This window comes from Lacrimispora amygdalina (assembly GCF_900205965.1).
In the GTDB taxonomy this organism is placed as follows: domain Bacteria; phylum Bacillota; class Clostridia; order Lachnospirales; family Lachnospiraceae; genus Lacrimispora; species Lacrimispora amygdalina_A.
Genome location: NZ_OAOF01000001.1, coordinates 310,637 through 323,086 on the forward strand (window position 1 = coordinate 310,637; position 12,450 = coordinate 323,086).

General features: G+C 42.7%; 9 protein-coding genes. 1 reads left to right on the forward strand and 8 read right to left on the reverse strand.

What is annotated here, in order from left to right:
- Positions 1-123 precede the first annotated feature (123 nt).
- Positions 124-1,656 (forward strand): GH39 family glycosyl hydrolase, encoded by a 1,533-nt coding sequence (locus tag CRO04_RS01455; RefSeq protein WP_097002450.1) that lies wholly within the window; start codon positions 124-126, stop codon positions 1,654-1,656.
- On the opposite strand, the gene CRO04_RS01460 is transcribed toward CRO04_RS01455, so the two are convergent.
- The 8 genes from CRO04_RS01460 to ptcA form a co-directional block, all read right to left on the reverse strand.
- Positions 1,631-2,521 carry a carbohydrate ABC transporter permease gene (locus CRO04_RS01460; protein ID WP_242974319.1) on the reverse strand — a complete coding sequence of 297 codons (891 nt, stop codon included), beginning with the start codon at positions 2,519-2,521 and terminating at the stop codon, positions 1,631-1,633. The genes CRO04_RS01455 and CRO04_RS01460 overlap by 26 nt on opposite strands.
- Before the next feature lie 27 nt (positions 2,522-2,548).
- Positions 2,549-3,484 (reverse strand): ABC transporter permease, encoded by a 936-nt coding sequence (locus CRO04_RS01465; RefSeq protein ID WP_097002452.1) that lies wholly within the window; start codon positions 3,482-3,484, stop codon positions 2,549-2,551.
- A gap of 69 nt (positions 3,485-3,553) precedes the next feature.
- Positions 3,554-5,239 (reverse strand): extracellular solute-binding protein, encoded by a 1,686-nt coding sequence (locus tag CRO04_RS01470; protein WP_097002453.1) that lies wholly within the window; start codon positions 5,237-5,239, stop codon positions 3,554-3,556.
- Between the two features lie 129 nt (positions 5,240-5,368).
- Positions 5,369-6,958: a response regulator gene (locus tag CRO04_RS01475; RefSeq protein ID WP_097002454.1), complete on the reverse strand. Its 1,590-nt coding sequence runs from the start codon at positions 6,956-6,958 to the stop codon at positions 5,369-5,371.
- A gap of 12 nt (positions 6,959-6,970) precedes the next feature.
- Positions 6,971-8,740 carry a sensor histidine kinase gene (locus tag CRO04_RS01480; RefSeq protein WP_242974304.1) on the reverse strand — a complete coding sequence of 590 codons (1,770 nt, stop codon included), beginning with the start codon at positions 8,738-8,740 and terminating at the stop codon, positions 6,971-6,973.
- Positions 8,741-8,910: 170 nt separating this feature from the next.
- Positions 8,911-10,008 carry an agmatine deiminase gene (gene aguA, locus CRO04_RS01485; RefSeq protein WP_097002456.1) on the reverse strand — a complete coding sequence of 366 codons (1,098 nt, stop codon included), beginning with the start codon at positions 10,006-10,008 and terminating at the stop codon, positions 8,911-8,913.
- A 17-nt stretch (positions 10,009-10,025) separates the two neighbouring features.
- A complete protein-coding gene (locus CRO04_RS01490) occupies positions 10,026-11,387 on the reverse strand; it encodes an APC family permease (protein ID WP_097002457.1) in 1,362 nt (453 codons plus the stop codon).
- 12 nt (positions 11,388-11,399) lie between these two features.
- Positions 11,400-12,428 (reverse strand): putrescine carbamoyltransferase, encoded by a 1,029-nt coding sequence (gene ptcA, locus CRO04_RS01495; RefSeq protein WP_097002458.1) that lies wholly within the window; start codon positions 12,426-12,428, stop codon positions 11,400-11,402.
- Positions 12,429-12,450 lie beyond the last annotated feature (22 nt).

The following is a 12,450-nucleotide window of genomic DNA, read 5'->3' on the forward strand; positions in this document are numbered from 1 at the left end:
ACCGTGAATAAGCTTTTTATGATTTTTACCATTTTGTTCCAATTAAATAAATGGTATAATGCATAACAGGAACATTTGCAGCACAAGCCGCAAAATAAAAGTATTATGGGGAAGGGGATTTATATGGAAAAGCAAATCAGTTACCGGATCGATTCTGAAACAGAGTGCGCATTCCGCAATCACGCAGATTTTTGCATTGGAACCGGGCGAATGGGGTTATCCCTGCAGCAGCAATATCAGGAACAGCTAAAGCTGATACAGGACCAGATCAGTTTTTGCTATATCCGGGGGCACGGAATCTTTTGTGATGATATGGCAGTTTATCAGGAGTATACGGATGAATCAGGCAATGTCAGAACAGAATATAATTTCACCTATCTGGATATGGTCATGGATGCTTACCAGGAACTGGGAATTAAGCCGTTTTTAGAACTGGGATTCATGCCGCAGAAGATGGCTTCAGGGGAGCAGACTGTCTTTTACTGGAAAGGGAATGTGACGCCTCCAAAGAACTACCAGGCATGGTCTGATCTGGTACAGGCTGTTCTTTTACACCTTATGGAACGCTATGGGAAGGAAGAAGTGGTAACCTGGCCGGTGGAGGTGTGGAACGAGCCAAACCTGCCTGGTTTCTGGAAAAATGCAGACAAAGAAGAATATTTCCGTCTGTTTCAGGAAACCTTTGATGCAGTGAAAAGGGTAGACAGCCGCTTTTTGGTAGGCGGTCCTGCGATCTGCGGAGTGGATGATGTCAACTGGCTGGAATCTTTCCTGGAATTCTGCCAGAAGCAGGATCTAAAACCGGATTTCATCACACGGCACCATTACATGTTTGATAAGCCGGAGCAATGCGGTCATTACAGCTACGGAGCCTTAAGAGATCCGGTGGCTGCTTTGGGAGAACTGAAAATATCCCGTAATATCATAGACAGCTTTGATTCATTTCAGGGGCTTCCCATGCATATTACAGAATTCAACACCTCCTACAGTCCTGACAGCCCGATTCACGATACTACCGTCAATGCTGCTTATGTAGCATGGCTTCTGTCTCAGCTGGGTGATTTATGCGAATCTTATTCTTACTGGACTTTCGGCGATATATTTGAGGAAAAAGGCGTACCCTTCACACCGTTTCACGGCGGCTTTGGATTGGTTGCAAACGGAACAATCCCAAAGCCCACATTCTGGACCTTCGTTTTCTTTAAAACGCTTCAGGGCAGATGTATCCACCGCTCCGACGAACTGGTTGTTGTGGAGAATGAGGACGGAAGTTATTGCGGAACAGCCTGGAATCTGTGCCTGGATCAGAAAGAAAGAATCCGGCTTAATTTTACACTTCCTGCAAAAGAAAATGGGGAATACTGTGTTCTGACAAAAACAGTCGATGAGCTTCACGGAAATCCCAGAAAGATCTGGCATGATCTGGGAGAGCCGGCCTGGCTCACAAAAGAAGAAATACAGATACTAAAAGACGGCGCACAGCCTGCGATTCATACTGAGACCCATTTTGCCGATGCCTCCGGCATTTCGTTATCAATTCTGCTGGAACCATGGGCAGTGGTATGGTTCCAGCTTAAGAAAATTAACAGAAGATCTGACCGGGGATATGATTACCTGCGCGGGGAGGATCCTATCCCTTCACGCCGCCAATCGTAAGGCCGGTAACGAAATACCTCTGTAAGAACGGATAAAGGCAGACGATAGGCAGCATGGTAAGTATGGTGGCAGCAGAGCGAACCGAAGTGGGCGTTACAGCTGCCACCGCATTTTTCATGGATTCCACAGAATTACTTTGATTACTTACCGATGACAATAACTTCATCAGTTCATACTGCAGTGTGGTCAGATTGGCATTCATCCGATTGTAGAGCATGGCATCAAACCAGGAATTCCAATGTCCCACTGCACAGAATAACGCAATGGTCGCATATACCGGTTTGCATAAAGGTGAGATAATTTTTGTAAATATAACCAGGTCTCCGGCTCCGTCTAACTGAGCCGACTCTTCCAGACTATCGGGAATCCCTACCATATAAGTCCGGATCACCAGCATATTAAAGGCTCCTACCATTCCAGGAACTATATAAACCAGAAAGCTGTTGGTAAGGCCTAAGCCCTTATATAAAAGAAAGACAGGAATCATTCCACCATTTACGTACATGGTAATAACCCAGAATAAGGAGAGCTGTCTCTTAAAAAGAAACCGTTTCCTGCTTACAATATAAGCAAGAAGGGCATTTGCGGCCAATGCGGTAATGGTGCCGATCACCGTCCTTGCAACGCTTACATAAGCTCCCACCAGAAGATTTTTTTTATGAAGTACTGTAATATAATTCTGAAGTGTCCATTTTCTGGGCCATAAATAAAGCCCTCCCCTCAGAGCATCGGTCCCGTCATTAAAGGCCAGAACCAGTGTATTCCAGACCGGATATAGGGTAATGACCACGAACAGAATCATGAATATGGTATTAAGGAAAACAAATATCTTATTACCCAGTGAACTTTTCCTTCTATGTAACATTCTATGATTAATCATATCTGCCCCCCCTTAGAATAAGCGTTCTTCGCCGGCCCGCTTAGCCATCTCATTTGCAATTAATATAATGGCAATACTTACCACGCTTTTAAATATTCCTGCTGCAGTACCCAGGGAGTAATCTCCCTGACTGATCCCCCATTTCAAAACGTAAATATCAATAGTCTGGGATACACTCTGCACCAGTCCGTTTCCTAACAAATACTGGACTTCGAAACCGGCATTTAAAACATTCCCTGCATTCATCAAAAGAAGAATAATAATCGTCGGCTTAATACCGGGCAGCGTGATGTATTTGATTCTGGCCCACCTTCCTGCTCCGTCTATGGCCGCCGCTTCATAGAGAGATGTGTCTATGGCTGTGATGGAAGCCAGGTAGATAATGGCATTCCAGCCCGTTTCCTTCCAGACATTGGCAAAGGCAACAATCCACCAGAAATACTTAGGATATGCAAAAAAATTCAGAGGTTCCTTTAACAGATGAAAACGAACCAGAAGATCATTGACTATCCCCGTCCCGGACAAAGCATCGTGCAAAATGCCGGTAACAATAATCCAGGATAAGAAATGTGGAAGATATGAAATTGTCTGAACAACTTTTTTACCCCCCTGTGATTTTACTTCGTTTAAGAGAATCGCAAACACAATTGCGGTGACCATGGTAGTAACTAAATTAATGACTCCCATAGCCAGTGTATTTCTGATGACTTTAATAAATCCATCATCAAGAAACAGCTGCCGGAATTTTCCAAGCCCTATAAATTCTGAATGGAAAAAGCCTTCCTTCGGCTTATAGTTTTCAAATGCCATGAGCCAGCCTGCAAGGGGCAGATAACAGAATATAAATCCATATAAAACGTAGCCTGCAGACAACAGCAGGAGTACTCTCTGCTTTTTTATTTCTTTCCAATTGATACTTTCTTTTTTAACCTTTCCAATGGGTGCCATGGTATCACTCCTTTGCTAAAAAACAGGCTGGCGCAGGTATTTATTATTGCACCGCCTGTTTTCTATTATTTATTTTGCTGCTGCTTCTTCTGCGATTTTAATTCTCCTGTCCACTTCCGGCTGTACTTCATCAAGAAATGCCTGTGGATTGCAGGTCTCATAAGCAGATAAATATTCCTCCCAGCCAGCTTCAAAATCAGGCGCCATGACAACCTTCGGTAAATACTCATGTTTTAATTCTCTCATCTTAATCCATGCGGTTCCGCCGGGTGTTGCCGTAGTCATGGTTCCAACAAACGTATAAATAGGATACCATGGCCCGGGAATTTCATTTTGTCCTACCATGTCTACATAGGTTTTGCAGCCATATGCCTGGAGACATTCCTGTACATTCTTTGGAAGACTATCTAGGAACTCATTGGGCTGCAGCTCCGGTTTTGCTGCATTGATTCCATCCTGGCTCATACCGGTCCAGATCGGGAAATAGGAATAAGGGCATAAATGAGATGCCTTATATGCAGTATTGCTGACTTTCATACGAATCTCAGGTGTCCGGTAGAATAAGCCATCCTGATCCACCAGATAATCCACATCCTTTTCTCCCCAGTTTCTGAGAGTGATGACCTCTTCACTTAACAGATCATCTACAAATTTTAAGGCTCCTCTGACATCTTTACAGCTTACGGTAATGGAAAGCCCGGAACCTACATTTAACGTATCCCCGGAGGTATGCCATCTGTTTTTTACTCCCTTGTCAATGGTAATCGGAAGGGGTACGTAATTACACCCCTGGTCTTCCAGCCCCTGCTGCTTTAAGGCATCATTAACATTCCCATAAAAATCCCACCACTGGTCAATCATTCCAAGTACACGGCCTGTGGAAAGCTTTGCAATATATTCATCATAGATCTGGGTAAAGGATTCCGGATCAACGATTCCCTTTTTAAATTCTTCGTTCAGCTTCTGGAAATAGCGTTTCGCCGTAGGTGTGGTATTGTAATCAATTACTTTCTTCGTCTCCGGATCTACAATACAGCTTCCATCATTGGCATATCCGTCCAGGAATAACGGAGCATTCTCCAGACAGAAGTATCTCCAGTCATCACACAAAATAGTGTATGGAATATTCTTGGTTCCATCCTCCATGGTGGGATTGGCTTCCTGATAACGCTCGATTAAGTCAAAATATTCGTCCATGGTGGTGATCTTCGGATATCCGGCCCACTTTAATACACGGGTCTGAATCCAGAAGGCTTCATCGTTGTGAGTGGTCGCCATTTCCTTTCCATAGCTGTTGTTAAACTGAGGGATCCAGTATATATGACCATCGTCCTGGCGAAGCTGATCCCATTCCAGCTTGGTGAAGAAATTCTTGATATTGGGATAATCATCGATATAATCATCAAGCGGTACCAGAGCCCCTGCATCATAAAGCTGGCTGGTTCCGTCACTTCCGCAGATAAAATCGGGATATTCCCCTCCTGCAATTAAGGTTCCCACTGCTTCTTCTGCAGTCTGTCCGGTCAGCCAGGTTTCCTTTACTCTGGCTCCTGTAATCTCCGCAATGTGTTGTTGAATCTCATTGTCATCATTGATTTCGTTTCCCGGTACTGCAAAAAAAGCGGTAAATTCTTTTATTCCTCCATCCTCTTTTGATGAATTTCCATTCGCTGCCGTCCCCTTTGAGCAGCCTGAAAGTGTTCCCAAGATCATGGTGCCAATGACAAGCAGGGCTGTAAACTGTTTCCGTCTCAAACTCGTATCCTCCCTTTTTTTATTTATACTAATAGTTTACTTCAATGGAGTGTTTTCACAACTGGAGAAAGCTTATGAAAACACAGGAGAAATTATAGAAGCTTATTACAGGATCTCCCCTGTTTCTTTCTATTTCCCCCCTCCTTTTCTAAACTTTGACGGTGTACACCCCTTAAGGGATATAAAACGGTTTACAAAGTAGTCCAGGTCCCGATAACCTACCTCCTCCGCTATCTGGTATATCTTAAGATCAGTCCGTAAAAGTCTGACTGCCGCCTGCTCAATCCTGCAATTATTCAGATAATCTTTGAAGGACATGCCATATTTTTTCCGGAACAGCTGGCCTAAATAAGCGCTGTTTAAATAATATCTGTTGCTGTATTCTCTTAAGGTCAGATTTTTTTTGTAATTTTTCCTGATGTCTTTTTCCACTTCATGCAGGATATCTTTTGATACATGCTTTCGAAGCTGTTCCAAATAAGCTGCATATTCACAGGATAACCGGATTAGATGCTCCTTTCCTCCTCTCAGCATATCTCCTTCAAAGACATTTTCACTGATGTAAAGCATGATTTCTTCCTGATTTACATAACTATCCAGTTCCGAAGCCAGGTGGATAAGCTGAAACAGCAGATAATTAATATTTAAATTAACTGTATCCATGGCAAATCTCAGATGATTCATCTCCTCATACAGCCGTTCCACACTTTCCTCAATTCTTGTCCGTTCATTCTGTTCCACTGCAAAAAGCAGCTCATCCAGATATTGTTTACATAAGACAATCCCGCTGTTGTTCACCTGTACTTCTTTTTCATAATAATAGATCGGCTGCTTTTTACGAAACGCCTGAAAGGACCGGAGAATTCTGGCAGCTCCATAGGAATTGGATATTTTGGAAATATCACTCACTTTCTTTCCTACCAGCATAACAACCGGAAGATGCATGGCATTATTCAGATAGCTCCGAAACCGTTCCAGATACTCCTTTTGCGATTCCCTCTGATTTTGTGCCATATAGTCGCAGTAAATAAACCCGATATCATAGCTTTTTTCATGACTTGTAACATCGAAAATACAGTGATCTCCGTCTTCCTTCAAAAATGTAAGACAGGCGCTGTAAAGCTCTCTCTGCTGATTCCTTTTTTCCTCATCCATCAGTTCTTCCATCTGCTCAATATCATCAATTTCGATGTCAACATAACTGATCCCTTCTGACCAGTGCATATGCTCTCTGATATAATTAAGATTAATCTGGTCATATTTTCCAAAAATTAAAGAAATCATATTTCTGGATAAATAGGCTTTTTCCATTTTTTTTCTGTTCTGCTTCTGCTTTTTATTTCCCAGTCTCTGGTAATTCAGACGGTGCAGCACCCGGATCAGCTCTTCTTTTACTACTGGTTTTAAAATATAATCAAAACAATCGTAACGGATAGCCTGCTGTGCAAAGGAAAAATCACTGTAACCGCTTAAAATGATGAAATAAGCATCGGAGACCTTGTCCTTTCTTAAAACCTCCAGTAGTTCCATGCCTGTCATGACAGGCATTTTAATATCTGCGATGATTAAATCCACCTGGTTATTTTTTAAGTAATCATACGCCTCCATTCCATTTGCTGCCGTTTTTACGATCTGATAGCCTTCCTCCTCCCAGTCAATTAATACCTGCAACCCCTGCACGATAAATGGTTCATCATCCACCAATAAAACACGTATCATAACTCCCACCCCTTATTTCATTATATTTGATATCGGAATTTTAATTGTTACCATCATGGAAATTCCGGACTCACTTTCCAATTCAAAGCACACCTGATCATCCGTTGCCATCTTAAGCCGCAGACAGGCATTTAAAATTCCAACCCCCTTTTTATCCTTTAGTTTATCGATACTGGCATGATTCATCTTGTTTTTCATCTCTTCCAAAAACGTCTCACTCATACCCTCTCCTGTATCTTCTATTTCAATATAAAACATATCGTTTTCTATATAGACCCTGACAAATATCCACCCATCCGTTGTTTTGCTCTCGATCCCATGGATACAGGCATTCTCGGCAAACGTGACAATGGTCAGTTTGGGAATCCGGTAATCAAAGCATTCCTCCATGATATCCAGCCGATAAGACAGCCGGTCTCCAAACCGGTATTTTTGCAGCTGCAGATAAGCCTCTACAAATGACATCTCCTCCCTTACTGTGATAAAATCCGTTCCCCAGTCAAAGTTCTGACGTTCCATCATCGCCAGCTTTTCCACCATGGAAGCAGTTTCTGTCTCATCTTTTAACAGACTGTGCATGCGGATGCTCTCCAGTGCATTAAAGAGAAAATGGGGATTAATCTGACTGTGAAGTGCCAGAAGCTCTGCTTTCTGCCTTTCAATATCCATTTCCTGCTCCCGTAACCTGTCAATATATACCGTCTGTATCAGACCATTGATGGTGGTTACCATGCGGTTATAATTGCGCATCAACGTACCGATCTCATCCTCGCCCCTGACATTGTCAATCTTTTGCAGCTTCTCGTCGTCAATGTGTCTGAATGCCTCACTTAACTCCTTCAGCCGTTCAGTAAAGGACTGGTTGATTACCGTCATAAAGCCAAGGGGAAGCAGTATATTGATGCAGATCAGCAGTATAAACAGGGGAATGTATTTAAAAATCTGCCTCACACTTTCTTTTCCAGGCTTTAGAACATAGATAGTAAGCTCTGCTCCATAGGAGGAAAAGGTTGTTTTATAACCAACTTTTTTCTGTAACTGAAATGTTTCATAATCCTTCCATTGGCCATTATCTCTCTGGTTTGACAGAATGATCTTATCATTCCAGCACACGTAGACCGGGGCCTCATAATTCATTTTTACAAAACTTTGTACCATGGTACTGTAATCAATATCCATTTTTACAAGCTTCTCGCAGCCATCTCTTTTATAGAAGTTCAGCTTTCTGATAAAAGATATTTTCCGTTTGGAATTAACCGTTGGAATTCTGCTTTCATCATAATACATATAGAGCACTCCGTCCCGGTCGGAGTTTTTTAAATAACGGTACCAATCCTGGTCTTTCGCTGCCGAAAGCCTTTTAAATTCCCCTCCGCTTACGATGGTAGGGTTGTCTGCATACATGGTAATAGAGGAAGCTGTAGAACCTATGCTGCTTTCAAACAGTGAGTCTTTCATAAAAGCTTTATAACTTAAATAGTAATCAAGCTCGTTTTGAAACTGTTTATCCATGAACTGGTTTACATATTTATTCATATATATCTTTTTTGTTGTACCGGCCGCTTCTTCAATGTCATAGAAAAAATTATATTTTACCGCACTGGCAATATTCTCCATGCCTGTTTGCACGGAGGCATTTTCCGAAGCAATGAATATGTATACAATTACACTGTCCGTGATAATAATCGGCAGCAGCACACTGAATATGTAAAGAATCTTTAGCTTCTTCTTCAGTTTATAATTATCTAATCTGCAGTTAATCCATTTTAAAATATGTTTCATTTCTCTCCCCCTCTTATTCATTATACGGGATAAACTGTTTCTATCCTCCCGTCAAACTATATAAATTTGCCAGACAAATTTTGATTATATGGTTAAAATATAAAAAAAGCGTATCAAACATACGAAAATATGTCTGATACGCTGGTAAATTTTAGGTAAATTGTTTAATTTTATCTTTTAGGCTGCTGCTGAGTGATGCAGTGAATATTTCCGCCTCCGAATGCAATCTCCTCGGTACGCACCCCTACTGCCTTCCGCTCCGGATACATTGCCTGAATCTGCTCCAGTGCAAGTGCATCGTTGGCATCACCGTACTGGGGAACTATAACACCTCCGTTAACGACAAGGAAATTCATATAGGAAGCAATGGATATTTCCCCGTTTTCTCTTGGAAGAGTACCCTCCACCAGATCAATGGAATCAGCACCGTTTAGCCGTACAGGCTCTTTGGTAAGACAGAGCTTATGTACCTTCAGTTTGCGCCCTTTTGCATCCACTGATTCAGAAAGTGTCTGATAAGCAGCCTGCGCCTCTTTGTAGAAAGGATTTTCTTTGTCTTCCGTCCAGATGCAGGCTACCTCTCCCGGTCTTACATATTGAACAACATCATCAATGTGTCCATTGGTCTCATTGGGATCGATTCCATCTTTAATCCAGATTACTTTCTCACAGCTTAAGTACTGGCAAAGCATTTCCTCAATCTCTTCTTTCGTCATATGAGGATTGCGGCCCTCACTTAACAGGCACATCTCCGTTGTAATGACAGTGCCTTCTCCGTCCACATGAAAGGATCCGCCCTCCAGTACAAATCCCTCCGTACGGTAGGAATCAATTCCCTCCAGATCACATACCTTCTGAGCTACCAGATCATCCTGATCCCAGGGGAAGTACAGTCCGTCAACCAGACCGCCCCACGCATTGAAGGTCCAGTCACAGCCTCTGATACCACCCTTGTCATTGATGACAAACGTTGGTCCGCAGTCACGGATCCATGCATCGTTGCTGGTGACTTCCACCACACGGATATCTGCCGGAAGATGTGCGCGGCAGTTCTGAAACTGGGCGGGGGAAGCGCATACCGTAACCGGTTCAAACTGCCGGATTGTTTTGGCAACTTCAGCAAATACTGCCTGTGCAGGCTTTGCACCATTTCTCCAGTTATCAGGTCTCTCCGGCCAGAGCATCCAGATGCGTTCCTGTTCTTCAAATTCTGCAGGCATACGGTATCCATCCTGCTTTGGGGTTGTATGTTCAATTCTCTTTGCCATAATTCATACCTTCTCTCTTATTGATTTCTTTTGTTTTTTACAATGATCTCTCCGATAATAATGAATATAACCGCACCGATGGTGATGGGAAGCATGGATGATAAGGTCTCAGCATCAAAGCTTAAGGGGATTGCGGTAAATACAAGGGCAACCACGATCAGTACCATGGGAACACCTGCCAATACTTTTAAAAATGCCGGGCTTCCGGGAACCCGGAACGGGCGTTCTGTATCTGCATCAATTTTTCTAAGCTTAATAAATGCGGGAAATACAGGCAGGTAAGAAAGCAGGAACATAACCAGGTTCAGTGCAAAGAAACTCCAGAACAAATCCTTATTCGGCATAAATGGGGCTATAATAAGAACAACGCTGGCAACTGCTCCGTTCATAATGGAGGCTCCAATGGGCATATTTGTTTTTTTGCTTCGTAATTTAAATACCCGGGGCATATCTCCGTTTTCCGCGGAATAGGCTGCCACGTTATTGACTCCCAAAGACCAGGAAATCATATTTCCAAACAGTGTCAGCAGAAAAGCGACTGCTACCGCAATTACAATCATACCTCTGGTGGATCCTGTCAGAATCTGTACACTTGCAACAAGACCTGTGCTGGTGCTGATCTGGTCGGAAGGAATGGCAACACCGATTCCAAATGCCATAAAGATATAGATGGCTGCGATGACAAGACCTCCGGCAATGATTGACTGGGGAATCTGCTTTTTGGGATTTTCCATGTCTCCTGCAAATGTGCAGACCACTTCAAAACCAAGACAGTTAAACAAAATTACGGATATATAGGATAAGCTGTTTATATCAAATTTGGGCAGCATGGAGGATAATGTATATTCATTGGCTACACCATGGGTAACTGCTCCGTAAATTCCAAGCACTCCCAGAGTAAGAGCAATTAAAATTTTAATTACAGCCGCACCATTTAAAATCCATGCACTGTCACAAATGGAGTTAAAGCTGATTAATACAATAATCCATACAAACGTTAATTCTATCAGTAAGGAAGGAATCACTCCCAGCTCGGTACCTGTCAGCAAACTGATAATATCAGGGAATACCAGCGCCAAAGAAGCCATCCAGAGGGGAAAATTAATCCAGTAATACCACGCTACTCTTCCTCCCCATTTTTTTCCAAAGGCTTTCGATACCCAGTCATACAATCCGCCGTCCCCTTCATAGGTTGTACCAAGTTCTGATGAAATCAAACCATAAGGCAGCAAAAACGTAATCAGGAGGAAGATCCACCAGAAATACTGTGAATTACCGATTGCTGCTACCGGTGCTGCTGCTTCTGCCACAAATACGACACAAATAACTGTCATAATGGCATCAATTAAACGAAATTTTTTCTTTGGCGCTTCTGACATGGTAACTCCCCCTTATCTGATATGTCTTTCATCCATGAATTTTTCCAGCTGCTCTTTTGCTGCTGCAATCTGCAGCTCGCTTGCTGCCTGCTCTCTCTGATACTGGGTGAAGTAAACCAGCAGACCTCTCATTGCAGTCAGACGGTTTCCTGCCTCTAAGAACGCAATCGAGCTTTCACTGTCAAGAACCTCATCTGTGACATCCTCTCCTCTTGTAGCCGGGAGACAGTGCATAAACTTGCATCCGATATTTCCAAGAGACATCAAATCCTTGTTAACCTGGTAATCTTTAAATGTGGCAACACGTTCTTCTTTGGGAGTTTCATTTTCGTAAAGGCCATACCATACATCGGTATAAATAAAGTCAGCGCCTCTTACGCTTTCCCGGTTATCGGATACTTCCCATGTACCGCCTGAAACCTTACAGTTTTCTTCCATGATTTTTTTATGCTCATCAAGAAGCTGGTTCTTTTCCGGGCCATAATGAACAAAATGCATACCCAGCTTTGTTGTAATAAATCCCAGGGAAGCACATACCTGAGTGCCGTCTCCTACGAATACAACCTTGCAGTCTTCCAGTTTCTTTCCTCTTGGAAGATGCTCAACAATTGTACAAAGATCGCCGATTTCCTGAGTGGGGTGATTATAATCACTCATTCCGTTCAACACGGGAATTGAGCTAGCTTTTGCCAGTTCTACAACGCTCTTATGCTCGATCACCCGTGCCATAACAACGTCAATCAGCTGTGATAAAACTCTTCCTGTATCGCCGATGGTCTCATGTCCTCCCAGCTGTATCATACCAGGTCCTAAATACTGGGCATGTCCGCCGAGCTGCTCCATTGCAGTTTCAAAAGATACACGGGTTCTTGTGGAGGACTGCTGGAAGATCATTCCAAGTGTTTTCCCCTTCATAAGAGGTGGATTGTATCCTGCCTTAATGCTTTTTTTAATTTGTAAGGAAAGATCGATGATGTCTAATAACTCCTCTTTTGTAAAATCATTGGTGTCAATAAAATGACGAATACCGTTTGCTCTCATGGTAAATCCTCCTGTTTTTTAT